The 19,393-nt window shown below is 33.5% G+C and carries 22 protein-coding genes; 17 read left to right on the top strand and 5 right to left on the bottom strand.

What is annotated here, in order from left to right:
- The first annotated feature begins 15 nt into the window (after positions 1–15).
- The 8 genes from rpoA2 to rpsJ all read left to right on the top strand — a co-directional run bounded on the left by rpoA2 (position 16) and on the right by rpsJ (position 7,627).
- On the top strand, positions 16–1,179 hold the full coding sequence (gene rpoA2, locus MEFER_RS06430; protein ID WP_015791810.1) for a DNA-directed RNA polymerase subunit A'': 1,164 nt from the start codon (positions 16–18) through the stop codon (positions 1,177–1,179).
- Positions 1,180–1,482: 303 nt separating this feature from the next.
- Positions 1,483–1,815 carry a 50S ribosomal protein L30e gene (locus MEFER_RS06435; RefSeq protein ID WP_015791811.1) on the top strand — a complete coding sequence of 111 codons (333 nt, stop codon included), beginning with the start codon at positions 1,483–1,485 and terminating at the stop codon, positions 1,813–1,815.
- A complete protein-coding gene (locus tag MEFER_RS06440; RefSeq protein WP_015791812.1) occupies positions 1,815–2,339 on the top strand; it encodes a NusA-like transcription termination signal-binding factor in 525 nt (174 codons plus the stop codon). The genes MEFER_RS06435 and MEFER_RS06440 overlap by 1 nt, the downstream gene beginning before the upstream one ends.
- Positions 2,340–2,433: 94 nt before the next feature.
- Complete coding sequence (locus tag MEFER_RS06445) at positions 2,434–2,880, top strand: 30S ribosomal protein S12 (RefSeq protein ID WP_015733602.1); 447 nt, start codon at positions 2,434–2,436, stop codon at positions 2,878–2,880.
- A gap of 48 nt (positions 2,881–2,928) precedes the next feature.
- A complete protein-coding gene (gene rpsG, locus MEFER_RS06450) occupies positions 2,929–3,504 on the top strand; it encodes a 30S ribosomal protein S7 (RefSeq protein WP_015791813.1) in 576 nt (191 codons plus the stop codon).
- An 88-nt stretch (positions 3,505–3,592) separates the two neighbouring features.
- Positions 3,593–5,773 (top strand): elongation factor EF-2, encoded by a 2,181-nt coding sequence (locus MEFER_RS06455; RefSeq protein ID WP_015791814.1) that lies wholly within the window; start codon positions 3,593–3,595, stop codon positions 5,771–5,773.
- Positions 5,774–5,963: 190 nt separating this feature from the next.
- A complete protein-coding gene (tuf, locus tag MEFER_RS06460) occupies positions 5,964–7,250 on the top strand; it encodes a translation elongation factor EF-1 subunit alpha (RefSeq protein WP_015791815.1) in 1,287 nt (428 codons plus the stop codon).
- A 71-nt stretch (positions 7,251–7,321) separates the two neighbouring features.
- Positions 7,322–7,627, top strand: coding sequence for a 30S ribosomal protein S10 (gene rpsJ, locus MEFER_RS06465; protein WP_015791816.1), 306 nt, complete (start codon positions 7,322–7,324; stop codon positions 7,625–7,627).
- 89 nt (positions 7,628–7,716) lie between these two features.
- Here rpsJ and engB read toward each other — a convergent pair whose 3' ends face one another.
- Positions 7,717–8,364, bottom strand: a complete 648-nt coding sequence (gene engB, locus MEFER_RS06470; RefSeq protein WP_015791817.1) for a GTP-binding protein EngB — start codon at positions 8,362–8,364, stop codon at positions 7,717–7,719.
- A gap of 64 nt (positions 8,365–8,428) precedes the next feature.
- Positions 8,429–8,722: a DUF211 domain-containing protein gene (locus MEFER_RS06475; RefSeq protein ID WP_012980680.1), complete on the bottom strand. Its 294-nt coding sequence runs from the start codon at positions 8,720–8,722 to the stop codon at positions 8,429–8,431.
- A 191-nt stretch (positions 8,723–8,913) separates the two neighbouring features.
- On the opposite strand from MEFER_RS06475, the gene fhcD reads away from it, so the two are divergent.
- The 6 genes from fhcD to MEFER_RS06505 all read left to right on the top strand — a co-directional run bounded on the left by fhcD (position 8,914) and on the right by MEFER_RS06505 (position 14,219).
- Complete coding sequence (gene fhcD / locus MEFER_RS06480; RefSeq protein ID WP_015791818.1) at positions 8,914–9,819, top strand: formylmethanofuran--tetrahydromethanopterin N-formyltransferase; 906 nt, start codon at positions 8,914–8,916, stop codon at positions 9,817–9,819.
- A gap of 115 nt (positions 9,820–9,934) precedes the next feature.
- Complete coding sequence (locus MEFER_RS06485) at positions 9,935–10,609, top strand: hypothetical protein (protein ID WP_015791819.1); 675 nt, start codon at positions 9,935–9,937, stop codon at positions 10,607–10,609.
- Between the two features lie 272 nt (positions 10,610–10,881).
- Entirely contained in the window at positions 10,882–11,379 is a 498-nt protein-coding gene (locus MEFER_RS06490) for a pyruvoyl-dependent arginine decarboxylase (RefSeq protein ID WP_015791820.1), read from the top strand.
- A 155-nt stretch (positions 11,380–11,534) separates the two neighbouring features.
- Positions 11,535–11,906 (top strand): adenosylmethionine decarboxylase, encoded by a 372-nt coding sequence (speD, locus tag MEFER_RS06495; RefSeq protein ID WP_015791821.1) that lies wholly within the window; start codon positions 11,535–11,537, stop codon positions 11,904–11,906.
- Positions 11,903–12,784, top strand: a complete 882-nt coding sequence (speE, locus tag MEFER_RS06500; RefSeq protein WP_015791822.1) for a spermidine synthase — start codon at positions 11,903–11,905, stop codon at positions 12,782–12,784. The genes speD and speE overlap by 4 nt, the downstream gene beginning before the upstream one ends.
- A gap of 85 nt (positions 12,785–12,869) precedes the next feature.
- A complete protein-coding gene (locus MEFER_RS06505) occupies positions 12,870–14,219 on the top strand; it encodes an AIR synthase-related protein (protein ID WP_015791823.1) in 1,350 nt (449 codons plus the stop codon).
- Positions 14,220–14,236: 17 nt separating this feature from the next.
- On the opposite strand, the gene mfnA is transcribed toward MEFER_RS06505, so the two are convergent.
- The gene (mfnA, locus tag MEFER_RS06510; RefSeq protein ID WP_015791824.1) at positions 14,237–15,418 is read right to left on the bottom strand and encodes a tyrosine decarboxylase MfnA; all 1,182 of its coding nucleotides are present in this window, start codon (positions 15,416–15,418) and stop codon (positions 14,237–14,239) included.
- Positions 15,419–15,651: 233 nt separating this feature from the next.
- Between mfnA and MEFER_RS06515 the strand changes: the two genes are divergently transcribed.
- Genes MEFER_RS06515 through pth2 form a run of 3 tightly spaced genes read left to right on the top strand, consistent with a single transcriptional unit; the run spans position 15,652 to position 17,974 of the window.
- Complete coding sequence (locus MEFER_RS06515; protein WP_015791825.1) at positions 15,652–16,149, top strand: CBS domain-containing protein; 498 nt, start codon at positions 15,652–15,654, stop codon at positions 16,147–16,149.
- Positions 16,150–16,182: 33 nt separating this feature from the next.
- Positions 16,183–17,619, top strand: a complete 1,437-nt coding sequence (locus MEFER_RS06520; protein WP_015791826.1) for an NAD(P)/FAD-dependent oxidoreductase — start codon at positions 16,183–16,185, stop codon at positions 17,617–17,619.
- A 4-nt stretch (positions 17,620–17,623) separates the two neighbouring features.
- Positions 17,624–17,974: an aminoacyl-tRNA hydrolase gene (gene pth2, locus MEFER_RS06525; RefSeq protein WP_211204182.1), complete on the top strand. Its 351-nt coding sequence runs from the start codon at positions 17,624–17,626 to the stop codon at positions 17,972–17,974.
- On the opposite strand, the gene MEFER_RS06530 is transcribed toward pth2, so the two are convergent.
- Both MEFER_RS06530 and MEFER_RS06535 read right to left on the bottom strand, forming a co-directional pair.
- Positions 17,969–18,640, bottom strand: coding sequence for a selenouridine synthase SelU-like subunit (locus tag MEFER_RS06530; protein ID WP_015791828.1), 672 nt, complete (start codon positions 18,638–18,640; stop codon positions 17,969–17,971). The two genes, pth2 and MEFER_RS06530, sit on opposite strands and share 6 nt — an antisense overlap.
- A complete protein-coding gene (locus MEFER_RS06535; RefSeq protein ID WP_048056361.1) occupies positions 18,633–19,304 on the bottom strand; it encodes a selenouridine synthase SelU-like subunit in 672 nt (223 codons plus the stop codon). Before MEFER_RS06535 ends, MEFER_RS06530 begins: the two co-directional genes overlap by 8 nt.
- Positions 19,305–19,393 lie beyond the last annotated feature (89 nt).

The raw sequence follows: 19,393 nt of genomic DNA on the forward strand, positions 1-19,393 counted from the left end.
TTAAGGTGAAAGTATATGGATATGGAAGTTTTAAAAGAAAAAATTGAGGGTTTGGATTTACCACAATCATTAAAGGATGAGTTATTTGAGAAATTATCAAAAGAGAAGGATTTGACAGATGAAATGATAGAAGAGATTATTAATGAGGTTGTTAATGCATATAGAAATGCCATGGTTGAGCCGTATGAGGCAGTAGGGATCGTTGCAGCTCAATCCATTGGTGAGCCAGGTACACAGATGACTATGAGAACCTTCCACTATGCAGGGGTTGCAGAGATTAACGTTACCCTAGGTTTGCCAAGGATGATTGAGATTGTAGATGCAAGAAAAGAGCCATCAACACCTATTATGACTATCTATTTAAAAGAAGGCTATAAAAATGATAAAGAAAAGGCTGAAAAGATAGCAAAAGAGATTGAAAGCTTAACATTGGAGAATATAGCTGAGAGTATAAGTATTGATTTATGGACTCAGTCTATAAAGGTTGAATTGGATGAAAATAGATTGGCTGACAGGGGATTAACAATAGATGATGTTGTTGAGGCAATTAAGAAGAAGGTAAAGGTAAAGATTGATGTTGAAGGAAGCACATTATATTTAAAAATAAAAACTCCATCAATAAAAGCCCTTAGAAAGAGAATTCCAAAAATTAAGAACATACAGTTAAAGGGAATTCCGGGAATTGAGAGAGTTTTAGTTAAAAAGGAAGGGGACGAATACGTTCTATACTCCCAAGGTTCAAATTTAAGGGAAGTGTTTAAAATTGAAGGTGTTGATACAACAAGAACAATAACAAACAATATCATTGAAATTCAGGAAGTTTTGGGTATTGAAGCAGCAAGAAATGCAATAATAAACGAGATGAGGAATACATTAGAACAGCAAGGTTTGGAAGTTGATATAAGGCACTTGATGTTGGTAGCGGATATGATGACAGCTGATGGAGAGGTTAAGCCAATAGGTAGGCATGGAGTTGCAGGAGAAAAAGGTTCTGTCTTGGCAAGAGCGGCATTTGAAGAGACCGTTAAACATTTATATGCTGCTGCAGAGAGAGGAGATGTTGATAAGTTAAAAGGAGTTATAGAAAATGTTATTGTTGGAAAACCAATATACCTTGGAACTGGATGTGTTGAACTATCAATAGATAGGGAATATGAGGAGGGCAATAAAGAGGAGTAAAGTTTTTATATTAAAATCTTTAACATTTTAACATAATCTATTTTTTATATAGAGGGATGATGATACATCGATGTGCTGAAATAATGATGATGAACGCGCCCTTCTCTGACCTTAATAAATAAAATTGATATGATTTTTTGACATTTTTATCATCCAAAAAGTATATAAATATAGAGGAACTATTATCAAAAACCAAATGTTCTTACCGGTAGGGAGTTAGGACTTTCGTAGGAATGAATATTTTTAGAAGTTAAAGATATATCTACCTACGAAAGTCCTAAAAAAATCCCTCCGGAGTAAAAAATGAGAAGGAGGGAGAATATGGACGTAAATAGGGCAATTAGAACTGCAGTAGATACAGGTAAAGTAATATTAGGTTCAAAAAGAACAATGAAGTTTATCAAACACGGAGAAGGTAAGTTAGTAGTTATAGCTGGAAACATTCCAAAAGATATTGAAGAAGATGTTAAATACTACGCTAAATTATCAAACATCCCAGTTTATCAACACAAAATCACATCATTAGAACTCGGTGCAGTTTGTGGAAAACCTTTCCCAGTTGCTGCTCTTTTGGTTTTAGATGAAGGGCTTTCAAACATCATGGAGCTGGTAGAGAATAAAGAAGGTGGTGAATAATGGCTAAGGTAAGATTATCAACAGAAGAAATTATGAAAATTGGTTTTTTTGAAAAAATTGCTAACGTTCCTATAATTGACTGTATATTAAATGATGAAAGGGTTGCTTTTATTGTAAAGGAGGGTGATGTTGGAGCGGCAATTGGGAAAGGGGGCGAAAACGTTAAAAAAGCTGAAGAAAAGTTTGGAAAAAAAGTTGATATCATTGAATACTCAGACGATTGGAGAAAGTTTATAAGAAATATATTTGCTCCAATACAATTAGAGGATGTTTGGGTTAAGAGAGTTGGAAAGGATGTAGTTGCTTTTATTAGAATAAATCCAAGAGTTAGAAGAGCGGTTTTTGGAGAAAAAGGTAAAAACTTAGAAAGAGCTTTACAAATTTTGAAAAGACATACAAAAATTACAAAAATAAAAGTTATTATTGACAATCAAAAATTTAAAAGAAAAAAAGCAAGAAAACCTGTAAATGAAGAGCAACAGCAAGAGCAGGCTGAAGCTAAGCAGGAGGTAAAGAACGAGTAAAAATATTTATATGTATATGTGATTTGAATTATCATGAATAATATTATTAATACTATTACGATGCTAAACCAATTAAAAATAAAAGGTGAAGATTATGAGTGGAAGTAAATCACCAAGAGGAGAATTTGCTGGAAGAAAGTTGAGATTAAAAAGAAAATGGTGCAGATGGCACGATTACAACTACGTTAGGAGAGTTTTGAAATTAAAGCAAAAGTATGACCCATTAGAAGGAGCTCCAATGGCAAGGGGAATAGTTATTGAAAAAGTTGGTTTAGAGGCAAAGCAGCCAAACTCAGCTATCAGAAAGTGTGTTAGAGTTCAGTTAATTAAAAACGGTAGAGTTGTAACAGCATTCTGTCCAGGAAACCATGCTATAAACTTCATTGATGAACACGATGAGGTTATTATTGAAGGTATTGGAGGTCCTAAAGGGCCAAGAGCTAAAGGGGACATTCCAGGAGTTAAGTATAAAGTTATAATGGTCGGTAGAAACTCATTGAGAGAATTAGTTAGAGGAAGACAGGAGAAAATCAAAAGATAAATCCATTATATTTAATTTATTAAAAATTTGGAAGGATGAGGTGGTAATTTGGAGCTTGACGAAATTAAGATATTTGGAAGATGGAGTACAAAGGATGTTGTTGTTAAAGACCCTGGTTTGAGAAACTACATAAACTTAACTCCAATCTACGTTCCACACACTGCAGGAAGATACACAAAGAGACAATTTGAAAAGGCAAAGATGAACATTGTTGAGAGATTAGTAAATAAAGTTATGAGAAGAGAAGAAAACACAGGTAAAAAATTAAAAGCATTGAAAATAGTCGAAAATGCTTTTGAAATAATCGAAAAAAGAACAAAACAAAACCCAATTCAAGTTTTAGTAGACGCAATTGAAAACGCTGGTCCAAGAGAAGATACAACAAGAATCTCTTATGGGGGAATTGTCTACTTACAATCAGTTGATTGTTCATCATTAAGAAGAATTGATGTAGCTTTAAGAAACATTGCCCTTGGAGCATACATGGCTGCTCATAAAAGCAAAAAACCAATTGAAGAAGCATTAGCTGAGGAAATTATTGCTGCTGCAAGAGGAGATATGCAGAAAAGCTATGCAGTTAGAAAGAAAGAAGAAACAGAAAGAGTTGCTCAATCAGCAAGATAAATTATATATTTTTCAATCTCTGCCGAAATTTTCTGCCTATAAACTTAATTTTATAAAATTTTTAACAAACTAAAATAAGGTGAAGGTTATGGGAAAGAGAGCAAAGATGATTGCTAAAATTAAAGAATTGATGGAAAAGTATGATAGGATAAGAAACATTGGAATCTGTGCACACATTGACCACGGAAAAACAACATTATCAGATAACCTATTAGCTGGAGCAGGAATGATTTCAAAAGAATTGGCTGGAGAGCAGTTAGCTCTTGACTTCGATGAAGAGGAGGCTCAAAGAGGTATCACAATCTTCGCTGCAAACGTTTCAATGGTTCACACCTACGAAGGAAAAGAGTACTTAATTAACTTAATCGACACACCAGGACACGTTGACTTCGGAGGGGACGTTACAAGAGCTATGAGAGCTATTGACGGGGCCATAGTTGTTGTCTGTGCAGTTGAAGGGGTTATGCCACAGACAGAGACCGTTTTAAGACAAGCATTAAAAGAGAGAGTTAAGCCAGTTCTCTTCATCAACAAAGTTGATAGATTAATTAACGAGTTAAAATTAACACCTGAAGAGTTGCAGAGCAGATTCATTAAGATTATCAATGATATCAACAACTTAATTAGAAAGATGGCTCCAGAAGAATTTAAAGACAAATGGCTCGTTAGAGTTGAAGATGGAAGTGTCGCATTTGGTTCAGCTTACAACAACTGGGCAATTTCAGTTCCATTTATGAAGAAGAGTGGAATTACATTTAAAGACATCATCCAATACTGTGAAGAAGACAGACAAGAAGAGTTAGCTGAAAAAGCTCCATTACATGAAGTTGTTTTAGACATGGTTATTAAACATTTACCAAGCCCACCAGAAGCTCAAAAATACAGAATTCCACACTTATGGAAAGGAGATTTAAACTCAGAAGCTGGAAAAGCTATGCTCAATTGCGACCCTAATGGGCCATTAGCAGGGGTTATTACAAAGATTATCATGGACAAACACGCTGGAGCTGTTTCCGTCTGTAGATTGTTCAGTGGTAGAATTAGACAGGGAGACGAAGTTTACATGGTAAATAGCCAGCAAAAGGCAAAGATTCAACAAGTTTCTGTCTTCATGGGTCCAGAGAGAATTCCTGTAGAGAGTATTTCAGCAGGAAACATCTGTGCATTGGTTGGTTTAAAAGAGGCATCAGCAGGGGAAACAATCTGTTCTCCAGATCACATAATTGAACCATTCGAGGCTATAACACACATCAGTGAGCCAGTTATTACAGTAGCTATTGAAGCTAAAAACACAAAAGATTTACCAAAATTAATTGAAATATTAAGACAGATTGCAAGAGAGGACCCAACAGTTAAAGTAGAGATTAATGAAGAGACTGGAGAGCACTTATTAAGCGGTATGGGAGAGTTGCACATTGAAATTATCACAAAATTGAAGATTGAAAGAGATGCAGGAATTCCAGTTGAAGTAGGTCAGCCAATCGTTGTTTACAGAGAGACAGTAACAGGACAATCACCAATGATTGAGAGTAAGTCTCCAAACAAACACAACAAGCTCTACTTCATAGTAGAACCATTAGAAGAAGGAGTTTTACAAGCATACAAAGAAGGTAAAATCCCAGACATTGATACAAAGAGAAAATTAGATGATAAAATTGTTCAAGAATTAATCAAAGCAGGAATGGATCCAGAAGAAGCTAAGAGAGTAATGTGTGTCTACGAAGGAAACGTTCTCGTCAACATGACAAGAGGTATTGTCCACTTAGATGAAGTTAAAGAATTGATTATACAAGGATTTAAGGAAGCTATGAGAAACGGTCCATTGGCAGCAGAGAAGTGTCAGGGAGTTAAAGTTAAATTAATGGATGCTGTCTTACACGAAGATGCAATCCACAGAGGGCCTGCTCAAATGATTCCAGCTGCAAGATTTGGTATTAGAGATGCAATGATGCAGGCAAAACCAGTATTGTTAGAGCCAATGCAATTCGTCTACATCAACACTCCTCAAGACTTCATGGGAGCAGCGATGAGAGAAATCAGCAACAGAAGAGGACAAATCTTAGATATGGAGCAAGAAGGAGATATGGCAATTATTAAGGCTAAGTGTCCAGTTGCAGAGATGTTCGGATTCGCTGGAGCTATTAGAGGAGCTACCCAGGGTAGATGTCTCTGGAGTATAGAGTTCGCAGGTTATGAAAAAGTTCCAAGAGAAATGCAAGATCAGTTAATTAAGCAGATTAGAGAAAGAAAGGGACTTAAATTGGAGTAATTATTTTCCAATCCCTTTAAATTTTAATTTAACATCTTTTTGTCTTATGACCAAAAGATTTATATACCCCCTAATTAATAGTTATATCACCACAAACCACAAATTGTGTATTCTTATTCCAACTTTGTTAAGTTAAAACTTAACACCATTTTACAAAAAAATAAAAATAAAATAAAATTGGTGATGAAATATGGCAAAGCAAAAACCAGTATTAAACGTAGCATTCATTGGACACGTCGATGCAGGTAAGTCAACAACAGTTGGAAGATTATTATACGACAGTGGAGCTATTGACCCACAGGTATTAGAAAGATTAAGAAGAGAAGCTCAAGAAAAAGGTAAAGCAGGATTCGAGTTTGCTTACGTTATGGATAACTTAAAAGAAGAGAGAGAAAGAGGGGTTACAATTGACGTAGCTCACAAGAAATTCGAAACCCCAAAATATGAAATTACAATTGTTGACTGTCCAGGACACAGAGACTTCATTAAAAACATGATTACAGGAGCTTCACAGGCAGACGCTGCTGTCTTAGTTGTCGACGTTAACGACGCTAAGACAGGAATTCAGCCACAAACAAGAGAGCACTTATTCTTAGCAAGAACATTAGGTATTAAGCAATTAGCTGTTGCAATCAACAAGATGGATACAGTTAACTACAGCCAAGAAGAATACGAAAAAATGAAAAAGATGTTATCAGAGCAGTTATTAAAAGTCTTAGGTTACAACCCAGACCAAATTGACTTCATTCCAACAGCTTCATTAAAAGGAGACAACGTTGTTAAGAGATCAGAAAACATGCCATGGTACAAAGGACCAACATTAGTTGAAGCTTTAGACAAGTTCGTACCACCAGAAAAACCAGTAGACTTACCATTAAGAATTCCAATTCAAGATGTCTACTCAATTACAGGGGTTGGAACCGTTCCAGTTGGAAGAGTCGAAACAGGTATCTTAAAACCAGGAGACAAAGTTGTCTTTGAACCAGCTGGTGTCCAAGGAGAAGTTAAGTCAATTGAAATGCACCACGAACAAATCCCACAAGCAGAACCTGGAGACAACATTGGATTCAACGTTAGAGGGGTTAGTAAGAAAGACATTAAGAGAGGAGACGTTTGTGGACACCCAGACAACCCACCAACAGTTGCTGATGAATTCGTAGCTCAAATCGTTGTCTTACAACACCCAACAGCAATTACAGTTGGTTACACACCAGTCTTCCACGCACACACAGCACAAGTTGCATGTACATTCATTGAGTTAATGAAGAAATTAGATCCAAGAACAGGGCAAGTCATTGAAGAGAACCCACAGTTCTTAAGAACTGGTGATGCAGCAATTGTTAGAATCAAACCAACAAAACCAATGGTCATCGAAAACGTTAGGGAAATTCCACAGTTAGGAAGATTCGCTATTAGAGATATGGGTATGACAGTTGCTGCTGGTATGGCAATCGAAGTTAAACCTAAAAACAAATAAATTCTTTTAATTAACCTTTTTAACCCCATTTTTATTTTTTTATAATTTAAAAGAGGTTAAGAGGAGGGAGTATGCAAAGGGCAAGAATTAAGTTATCAAGTACAGATCACAAAGTTTTAGATGAAATTTGCAGACAGATAAAAGAGATTGCTGAAAAGACTGGTGTTGATATTTCAGGGCCAATACCATTGCCAACAAAGGTCTTAAAAGTTGTTACAAGAAAAAGTCCAGATGGAGAAGGTTCATCAACATTTGATAGATGGACAATGAAGATTCATAAGAGATTAATTGACATAGATGCAGATGAAAGAGCTTTAAGACACATCATGAAAATAAGAATCCCAGATAACGTTCAAATAGAGATACAGTTTAAATAAGAGCTCTATTTTATAGGATAAACTTTCATAGGCAAAAGCGTTGCAATCTGAACAGTGAGGATTGCAACGAATCTTTTCTTTTTTATTGTTTATTCAATATTTCTCAATTTTTTGAATAACCTAACTCTTTCAATAATTTTTTTCTTTATTTCTTCAATCCCTTTACCTTCTTTCAATATTGCAGGAACAATAAACTTCCACTGATGCCATGGTGGCTGGCATTTTAGATATTCACAGATTCCATCTAAAACCTCATCCCATTCTTCTTTCTTTATTTTGTCCATCTTATTAGCCACAAGAATTGGGCTTATTTTTAGATCAGTTATAAAGTCAAACATCTCTAAATCAATTGGAATCTCTCCTCTCTCTTCCCATCTTTCAACTATTTCAAAAAATGCCTTTGCATCTATAATTTGAACTGCTGCAGCTATCTCATCTGCATGATTTTCTATATAATGGACAATCTCATCCTTAATCTTTTCCTGTATTTTTTTTGGCAATCCGGCCATATAACCAAAACCTGGCATATCTACCAAAATATACTCTCCCATATCATATTCATTAATCTTTAAAGTAACACCAGGCTTTTTTCCAACTTTAACATCTTTTCTACCAGTTATCAATCTAACAAAAGTAGATTTACCAACATTACTCCTTCCAACCACTACAACTTTTGGTTTTATCTTTTTTTCTTCATACTTTTCCTTTAAATTTTTGTATTTCTCAAAAAAGTCCATGTTATCACACAACTATTTAATTTTTAAAATAGTAAAAAAGATGGGATGTTTGTTATTTTTATTTTTAATATCTGTCCTGTGGAGTTCTGACTTCCTCAATAATCTTCTTACCAGCAACAACCTCATCTATACTGTGAATGGTCCCTCCCAAACTTTCAATAATTTCCTGAATTTCATCAAAATCTAAGTTATTCCCTTCAATAGTTACCTTAACATTCTCAGTTTCTTTATCAATCTCATAAACGGTAATATTAACCCCATCGATATTTGGTAATGATGTTAATTTTAACGCCATATCTGTTATTTTTGGTTCATGTGGCTTTAATATATCTAAAACAATTCTCCTAATGCCATTCAATTTTATCCCTCTAAGATTTTAATTTTTTAGTTCATGTTACCTATTATCAATATTGGATTATTTAAGATTATTGTTGATATATTTTTATTTATGGATTTATAAAATATTAAAAATCAAATGATAAGATATTAATAACACCTAAGATAAATTAGTAATGTTATTAGCTATTAAGACCTTAATGGAGGGAAACGATGGAGATAAATGGAGTATATATTGAGGACACATTTGCAGAAGCATTTCCAATATATGTATCAAGAGTTTTAATAACAGCTGCTACAAAGAAGTGGGCTAAGATTGCAGCTACAGAGGCAACCGGTTTTGGATGCTCTGTCATAATGTGTCCAGCAGAGGCGGGAATTGAGAAGTATGTCCCACCATCAGAAACCCCAGATGGAAGACCAGGATTTATAATTCAAATTTGCCACCCTAAAAAGTCAGAATTAGAGCATCAAATGTTAGAGAGATTAGGACAGTGTGTCTTAACATGCCCAACAACAGCTATTTTTGACGCTATGGGAGATAAAGCTGAAGAGCAACTAAAAGTTGGATTTAAGTTGAAGTTTTTCGGAGACGGATATGAGAAGAAAGATGAGATGTACGGAAGAAAAGTTTATAGAATTCCAATCATGGGAGGAGAATTTATAACTGAAGCTAAATTTGGAATTAAAAAAGGAGTTGCTGGAGGAAACTTCTTCATAATGGCAGATACAAATGCTTCTGCTTTAATTGCTGCTGAAGCAGCAGTTAATGCCATTGCAAGTGTTGAAGGTGTTATAACTCCATTCCCAGGAGGAGTTGTTGCTTCAGGTAGTAAAGTTGGAGCAAGCAATCCAAAATACAAGTTCATGGTTGCTACAACAAACCACAAGATGTGTCCAACATTGAAAGGAGTCGTTGAAGATTCAGAAGTTCCTGAAGATGTAAATGGAGTTTACGAGATAGTTATTGATGGAGTTGATGAAGAGGCTGTTAAAGAGGCAATGAAACAAGGTATTTTAGCAGCTACAAAAGTTCCAGGAGTTAAGAAAATCACTGCTGGAAACTACGGAGGTAAATTAGGTAAATACCAATTCAATTTAAGAGAATTGTTTGAATAAATCTTAAATTGTTTTAATTTACTTTTTTAGTAAATATTACAAATAAAATTTAAATAGTTGATAATTTAAAATTATATTAAAATAATTTAAATAAAACCAATAGGAGGTTTTTGGTTTGAAACCAAAATATGCATTAAGAAAGGATATGATTGGAGAATTTACACTAAATAAATCTTTTAACACCTATAGAGGGAGAGTTTTAAAAGCTGATTTTAATGGCCCTATTGAAGGTATAGTGATGAAAAACAAGAAAGAGCATATATATTTCTACCCTCTTTTAGCTCTGCATATGGTTAAACCTATAAACTGCATCCCTATAAACGTTATTCCAAAAACTTCCCTCCCAACAAACCCAAAGAATGTACATATTAAGGAAGCTCTGTCAAGGATTGTAGGCAGAACTTTGAAAGTTTATTATGAAACGCCAAAAACATCTTATTTGGGTAGATTGTTGGGTTTTACAAGAGGAGTTTTTTCATGGACTTTGGTTTTAGAGATACATGGAGAGGTTGTTTTATTATTCAATCCTGATTATATTGTTTATTATGGGACAAAGTGGAAGTTTTTGAAGAATAATCCACCATACAAACCGCCAAAATTGATGAATATTACAAAGACAGCCAACTACTTAAAAAGATGTTTGTTGGAGGATGTAATTATAGAGCCAGAGTATCCGAGAATAAACATTGAAAATAAAGTTTATGTTTACCCTTACGGAGTTGTATCTAAGGATGATTATTTAGGAAAGACTGTGGAAGAGATATTAAAAGAAAAAGAGTTCTTAATTTAAAGATTATCAAAAAATAATAGATAAAATCTATTTTTATACGTTAATGGTTTTAAAAATTTTAAAATTTTCTTTTTTGTTAGTATCTTCCTGATTTAATTAAAAATAGTTTGTAATATTCTGTTTTTTTACATAAAAGCTTAAAAAATTTTGATTTATTTTAGCACCGAAGAGTTTATATATGAGTAATCATTATTTACACTAAAAAATCTTATAGCAATTATATATAATCGCCTATAAATTGAGAAAAATTTAAATTTTTGGAGGTGCGTTGAATGAACGCTGAGATAAACCCTCTAAATGCTTATTTTAAGTTACCAAACACAGTTTCTTTGGTAGCTGGAAGTAGTGAAGGTGAAACACCGTTGAATGCGTTTGATGGAGCTTTATTGAATGCAGGTATAGGTAATGTTAATTTAATTAGGATAAGTAGTATAATGCCTCCAGGAGCTGAAATTGTTCCTTTACCAAAATTGCCAATGGGTGCTTTAGTTCCAACAGCTTACGGTTATATGATTAGCGACGTTCCAGGAGAAACAATAGCAGCTGCAATAAGTGTTGCTATTCCAAAAGATAAAAGCCTATGCGGATTAATTATGGAGTATGAAGGAAAATGCTCAAAAAAAGAGGCAGAGAAAACAGTTAGAGAAATGGCAAAGATGGGTTTTGAAATGAGAGGTTGGGAATTGGATAGGATTGAATCAATTGCTGTTGAGCATACAGTAGAAAAATTAGGATGTGCATTTGCTGCAGCTGCATTGTGGTATAAATAAACAACAAAAAATAAGAATAAAAATTTAAAAATAACACCAAACAGTTAAATATGATTAGGATAAATAATTATTAGAGGAAAATAATTTAAAGATAATCTGAGATTTTTGGTTTTTTCAAAAATTTATTTTATATTTTTACCTTTGGAGGTGAAAACATGTTAAAATACTTAGGAAAACACTTAATATTGGAGTTATGGGGGTGTGATCCAAAGGCTTTAGATGATGTAGAAGGTATAGAGAAGATGTTGGTAGATAGTGTAGAGGCTTGCGGAGCTACGTTAATCTGTGTAAGAACACATAAATTTTCACCTCAAGGAGCTACAGGAGTTGCTGTTTTGGCAGAAAGCCACATATCAATTCACACCTGGCCTGAACTTGGATATGCTGCTATGGATATTTTCACCTGTGGAACTCACGTTGAACCAGCAAAAGCACTACCAATTATTAGGGACTTTTTAAAACCAAAACACGTTGAGATTTTGGATTTGAAGAGGGGTATAAGGCTAAATGAAGGTGATGAAGAGTGAATCAAAATAACAATTTTAAATGCCACATATGGTTTACCGAATATCACAACAACAATGTAGCTTTATCAGTTAGAGTTAAGGATATTTTATATATGGACAAATCAGAATTTCAGGAGATAGAAATTATTGATACATACGATTTTGGAAAGGTTTTAATTTTAGATAACACTTTTCAAACAACAGAGAGAGATGAATTTATATATCATGAGTTAATCTCCCACGTTCCTCTTTTCACCCACCCAAATCCAAAAGAGGTTTTAGTTATTGGAGGAGGAGATGGAGGAACTGTTAGGGAGGTAGTTAAGCACAAATCAGTTGAAACAGTAGATTTCGTTGAATTGGATGGAAAGGTTATTGAGGCTTGTAAAAAGTATATGCCAAAATTGAGCTGTGAAATAGACAATGAGAAGGTAAATTTGATAATAACAGATGGAATTAGGTATGTTGCTGAAACAGACAAGAAGTATGATGTAATTATTGTTGACTGTCCAGACCCCGTGGGACCTGCTAAAGGATTATTTGAAAAAGAATTTTACAAAAATGTGTTTAAATGCTTAAAAGATGACGGAATTATGGTTCAACAATCAGAGAGTCCATTGTATAATTTAGATTTGATACAAAATATTTGTAGATATTTAAAAGATGCTGGATTCAAAATTATCATGCCATACACATATCCAATGCCAACATATCCAAGCGGATTTTGGAGCTTCACATTGGCATCTAAAAAATACAACCCATTAGAAACTGATGAAGAAAGGATAAAAGAGGCTTTAAAAGATATGGAAACAAAATACTACGATGAAGAAGTCCATAAAGGAGTGTTTTTAGCTTCACCTAAATTTTTAAAAGAAGCTGTTAAAAAAGCTCTTGAATAAATTTTTATTTTTTATCTCTAAAATAATTTTAAATAAGGGCTCTTTTTTATATTTGTTTATTATTAAATTTAAATTTGGTGAAAAAATGGACTTAGAAGGATATGTTAGAAGATGTCTAAGAAAAAAAATTCCTGAAAATAAAATTATAGAGGATGGATTTAAAAGAATTTTAGAGATTAAAGAAGATGTTGATGAAGAGTTTGCAAGAAAGTTTATAAAGGCCATATTGGAGGAGGTAAAGACAACTGAAAAATTTAAAGAAATAGAGGATGAAAATTTAAAAAATATATTAAAATATCCTGAATCTGAAGTTACAATGGGTAAAATGGGAGTTGGTAGTAGAGGAGAAGGCGATTTCTTTGTGCATAGGGAGATAGCAAGGATTGTTAAAAGCACTAAAGTTAAAGCCTATGTCTCAGCTGAAGAGCAGGACGATGCAGGAATTGTTAGAGCAGATGCAAAATACATAGTTGCAGCAATAGATGGAACACATTCAAGATTAAGTGATTTCCCATTTTTAGGGGGGTTTCACGTAGCAAGAGCTGCTTTAAGAGACATTTATGTTATGGGAGCTGAGGCAGTAGCTTTAATTAGCGATGTGCATTTAGCTGATGATGGAGATGTTGGAAAGATATTTGACTTCACAGCTGGAATATGCGCTGTTTCTGAGGCAGTTAATGTTCCTTTAATAGGAGGAAGTACTTTAAGAGTTGGAGGGGACATGGTAATTGGAGATAGATTGGTTAGTGCTGTTGGAGCTATTGGGGTTATTAAAGAAGGAGAACCAACTGCGAGGAGAAATGCTGAGGTTGGGGATGTTATTTTAATGACTGAAGGTAGTGGGGGAGGAACTATAACAACAACCGCCCTATACTATGGATGGTTTGATGTGATCTATGAAACCTTAAATGTAGATTTTATAAAAGCATGCCAAAATTTAATTAAAAGTGGTTTGGTTAAAAATATTCACGCTATGACTGATGTTACAAATGGTGGTTTAAGGGGAGATGCTTATGAAATTTCAAAAACAGCCAAAGTTTCATTAGTATTTGATAAAGAGAAGGTCTATAAAACAATCAATCCAAAGGTTTTGGAGATGCTTGAAGCATTAAATATAGATCCTCTCGGAGTTTCCACTGATTCTTTAATGATAATCTGCCCTGAAGAGTATGCTGAAGATATAAAAAAGGCTACTGGAGCTATGGAAGTTGGATACGTTGAAGAAGGAAAAGAAAGCTACTTAGTTGATGGAGATAAAAGAATTCCATTAAAACCAATGTTTAGAGAATCTGCCTATACACCAGTTAAGAAGGTTGTTGGTGAGAAAAAACCAGAAAACTTTGAAGAGATGAAAGAAAAAGTTAGAAGGGCTTGTGATGAAGCTATTAAAAAGAAAGATTTTGTTGTAAACTTGTTAAATAGTAGGAAGAAATAATTTATTTTTTTTTAATATTAATCTTTTTTAACTTCTTTTAATATCTCAATAAAGTTATCAATGTGCTCTCTTTTAATGTGTGGCATAACAACAACTCTCAAAGCTTTAACGCAGTTGCAAACTGAAACATAAATCCCCTTATCTCTAAGCTTCATGCAAACATCTTTGTAATCTTCATCCTCAATTGCTACAATATTCAATACTGGTTCGATAACAGGATTAAAACCATTTTCTTTTAATTTTTTGTAGAGGTAGAGTGTGTTTTCCATGCACTCACTAACTATCTTCCTCTGCCCCTCTCTACCCAAGTATTTTAAAACAGCATAGGTGCAAGCTCCTCCAAACCCTACCCTTGTTCCTAATATCGTTGCCTGCTTCGTTTCTGTTAAATATGGAGTATAAACGTCTAAATACTTCCTATAGCTTATATCTTTAAATAAAATTCCTCCACTTGGAATTGGACAGTGTCCCATTTTATGTGGGTCAATAGTTATAGAATCAACACCTAAGGAGAAATCAAAATTATAGTTGATATTTTTCTTCTTATACTTTTCCTCTAAAAAAGGAATTACTAAGCCTCCAAAAGCTGCATCTACATGAATGTATATGTTGTTTTCTTTTGCTATCTTGCTTAGCTCTTCTATGTTATCAATAGTCCCAAGTTCCGTAGTTCCAGCTATTCCAACAATGCCATCTATTTCATAATCTTCAACGGCATCTTTAACAAACTTCTCATCTACAGTATAATCTTTCTTCAATGGAGCATATATGTAGCTTAAATCCATCATGTCTCTTCCTTTTTCAAATGAGAAATGGGCAGTTATTGGTATAATAATTTTAGGATGTTCATTTTTTGATAGTCCTTTTCTTCTCTTCTCCCTCCAAATATTTTTTATACACCTTAAAGCCATTAAATTTGCCTCAGTTCCTCCGCTAACTATGTGTCCATAGGCTTTTTTGTTGTTTAATAATGAGCCTAACAATTCTACAGCTTTTTCTTCCAACAATTTAGTTCCTTTGAATAACCCTGGGTCTCCTAAGTTTGTTTCTAAAAACATATCTACAATTTTTCTTGTTATTGGTAATACATTTGAACACATTGAGCCAAAGATTTTTCCATCTTCATACTTTAAATCCAATTTTCTGTAATTCATTAGTTCTTCCAAAATTTCTCTCTCACTAACACCTTTTTCATCCATAATTCTCACGTTATACTCAGCTGTATTTTAAGATAGGTAATAAGATTTTTTCAAATAAAAATCTATCTTTTGAAATTTTGATGTTTTTTAAATAACTACTCCTGGTCATTGAGTATGGTTACAAAAGTAAAGTTATATAAACTAGTGTAACAAAAAATTTAATGATTAATAGTATTAACAATTATGGACAATTATAATAGTTGTCATTGTTATTAGTAAATTTGGTGGCGTTTATGGTAACTGATATCCCAGTAGTTGTTGCTATGTCTGAACCTTTATTTATTAAAAGTTCACTTTCTGCATACGATGCTATGAAAATGATGATTGACAAAGGGAGGAGATATTGTATACTTCTCGATGAAAATAATGGCCCTGTTGGAATAGTTACAATAACAGATATTATAAAACATATTCTTTTAGAAAGAGTACCTCCAGAAAATGTTAAGATTTATGAAATTGCTACAAAAAAACTTGTAACTATCTCACCGGATACATCAATAGAGGAGGCATTAAAAATTATGAAAAAATATGGTGTATCAAAATTACCAATAGTGGATAACGGGAAAATAGTGGGTATAGTAACTGAAAATGAATTAATAGATATTTTGCCATATATAATAGATCCTTTAAAAGAGCTTGTAAATCATTTAATTGATATAATTAATAATGAATTAAAAGAAGAGCAAAAAAAGAAGGAAAAAGTAAAAGTGTTGGTAAAAACTGGTAAGTGATTTAGTCAATTATTAATTTATTTTGGTGAGGGTATGGATTACGATGTAGTTATTGTAGGAGCAGGACCAGCTGGATTATTTGCAGCTTATGAGCTGGTAGAGAAATCTAAGCTAAAAGTTTTGGTTGTTGAGAGAGGAAATGATATAGATGATAGAAAATGCCCTATGTTAGTTACCGGAAAGTGTCTAAAATGTGATACTTGCAATATTATGTATGGTGTTGGAGGAGCTGGAGGGCTAAGTGATGGAACACTCAACCTAAGGCCTGACATCGGAGGGGATTTAACTGAACTCGTTAATGATGAAAATTATGCTTGGCAGTTAGTTTATGAAGTGGATGAAATATTTTTAAAGTTTGGTGCTCCGAGAGATATTTACAAAGGGGATGAGGAAGAGGTTAAAAAGCTTGAGAAAAAAGCTACTCAGGCTGGGATAAAATTCATCCCTATAATTCAAAGGCATATAGGTTCTGACAACACTCCAAAGGTTATTAAAAATATAAAACAATATTTGGAAAGTAGAGGAGTTAAATTTATGATAAATTCTGAAGTAATAGAATTTAAGAGGGGAGAGGTTAAAGTAAAAACTAAAGATGGAATAAAAACGATAAAAACAAAATACATAATTTTAGCTCCAGGAAGAGGAGGGGCAGAGTGGCTTCACAGCATTATGGATAAAGTTAATTTGAAAGCTACCCATGCACCTATAGATGTTGGTGTTAGGGTAGAGGTTCCAGCCCTAATTATGGAGCACATAACCAAAATAAATCACGACCCAAAATTTCATATCTATACAGACACCTACGACGATTTTGTTAGAACTTTTTGCACAAATCCAAATGGATTTGTAGTTAAAGAAGTCTATGATAATTTAATTGGTGTTAATGGACATTCAATGAGGGGAATAAAAAGCAAAAACACAAACTTTGCATTTTTGGTTAGAGTAGAGCTAACTGAACCTGTTGAAGATACAACGAGCTACGGAAGAAATATTGCTCAAATAGCTACAACTATTGGCGGTAATAAGCCAATACTTCAGAGATTGGGAGATTTATTAAAAGGAAGGAGAAGCACTTGGAGTAGAATAAAGAGAAGTATTGTAGAGCCTACATTAAAGGATGTAACCCCTGGAGATATTGCCATGGTTCTTCCACATAGAATTACTACAGATATAATTGAAGGACTAGAAAAGCTTGATAAAATCATTCCAGGAGTTTTTAGCCCTAATACTCTAATTTATGCTCCAGAAATTAAATACTATGCTATGAAGTTGGAAGTAAATGAACATTTAGAAACAAACATAGAGGATGTGTTTGCAGCTGGAGATGGTGCTGGATTAACAAGAGACATAGTTAATGCTGCAGCTACTGGTTTAATAGCTGCAAGGGGAATTTTAATAAAAGAAGGATTATATACTGATGAGGATTTCAAAAAACCAAATAATTGGAAAGAGATTGTAGAAAATCTGTAGTGAGATTATGAAAATGGTTATAGTGATAAGAACTGATTTAGGTATGGGAAAGGGGAAAATGGTTGCTCAAGGTGGACATGCAATAATAGAGGCTTTTTTGGATGCAAAAAGGAAGAATCCAAAAGTTGTTGAGGAATGGTTGAGGGAAGGGCAAAAAAAGGTTGTTGTTAAGGTTAGTTCTGAAAAAGAGCTGATAGATATATACAATAAAGCAAGAAGTGAAGGCTTACCATGTTCAATAATTAGGGATGCTGGGCACACACAGTTAGAGCCAGGAACATTAACTGCCGTTGCCATAGGTCCAGAGAAGGATGAAAAAATAGATAAAATTACAGGGCATTTAAAACTCTTATAAATTTTGCTTAGCATGTTTAAATGCTTTAAAACCACCTATTAATCTTTTGACTTTAAAACCTAATAGCTGTAAGATTAAAGCCATCGTTTGACTCCTCATCCCTCCTCTTGCACAGAAAACAACAATCAATTTATCCCTATCAAGTTTTTTTGCTTCATTTAAAATTCTTTTCAATCCTTTTTCAATAATGTCTATAGCTACATCAATAGCCTTTTCTCTACCCTCCTGTTTGTATATTTTCCCAATCAATGCATGCTCTTCATCTAAAAACAATGGGATGTTTATAGCTCCTGGGATTGTATCTTCTTTAAACTCTCTCGGACTTCTTGTATCCACAATAATAACATCTTCTTTATCCATTAATTTTAAGAGATCGCTTACAGTAATGGTGTTTTTAACGAGCTCTCCTCCAATAGTCTTTAAAAATTTGTTTATATCTATTCTTTCAAAATATACATCGTAATCTTTAAATTTCATTACACCAACTTTTTTGTCTTTTAAGAATTCTTTGGATGTATTTAATATAAAAGAGGCTAATTCACCTTCAATTTTTCCAGCTAATATTTTTTTACCGTTTGTTATCATTTTCCGCCCATCATTTAAAACAATGCATAAAACAACATCCTCGGTAAATGTTACCAGCCGAGCTAAAATTTCTTCATCCATTTTCTCCCTCAATTAATTTATGTTCCTTTAATTTTTCTTTAATAAATTCATCTATTATTTTAGCTGATTTTTTGACATCTTCGTTATAAACTATCAAATCAGGTTTTATTTTTTTCACATTTCTCATATAATGCTCTCTATAAAGCTTCTCCTCAATCAATTTTGCCGCTTCATAGTAGTTATCTTGCTTTATCAGTTCTATTATATTATCAACAGCTTCAATCATCTCTGGTTTTTTAAAACTATTCCTTAATATTAAAAACTTGTTTATTAAAATTTCTTTCTCCCTTTCATTTTTTGGTTTGTAAATTGTGACTAATCTGTTTATTTGGCACTCATAAGGGCAATCAATTAAAATTTTATAGGTGTAGTTTTTAATATCTGCCAACAATTCTGGGATTTTTAACTTCTTTTCTCCTCCAATCTTTCTTCCCTCATATTCTACAACTGCATAACCAATTTTTTTAGCCTCCTCAATCTCTTTATTAATTAGCTCATCAAACTCTTCTTGAGTTCTCATGCTTAAGTGGTAGAGGTCGCCTAATATGCTCCCTCTCGTCCTTGCGATTTCCTCAATATCAATTACAGGATGACATTTTTTTAACTCCTGAAGTATTTCAGTCTTTCCACAGCCTGTTTTTCCAAACAATCCAAAGATAATCATAATTTCACCAAAAATTTGTTTTATGTTTTGGTATAAATATGTTGGGCTAATTAATTTATATATCATTATCTATGTTGGCAAAAGTTTTA

The organism is Methanocaldococcus fervens AG86, assembly GCF_000023985.1.
Classification (GTDB): domain Archaea; phylum AGJL01; class Methanococci; order Methanococcales; family Methanocaldococcaceae; genus Methanocaldococcus; species Methanocaldococcus fervens.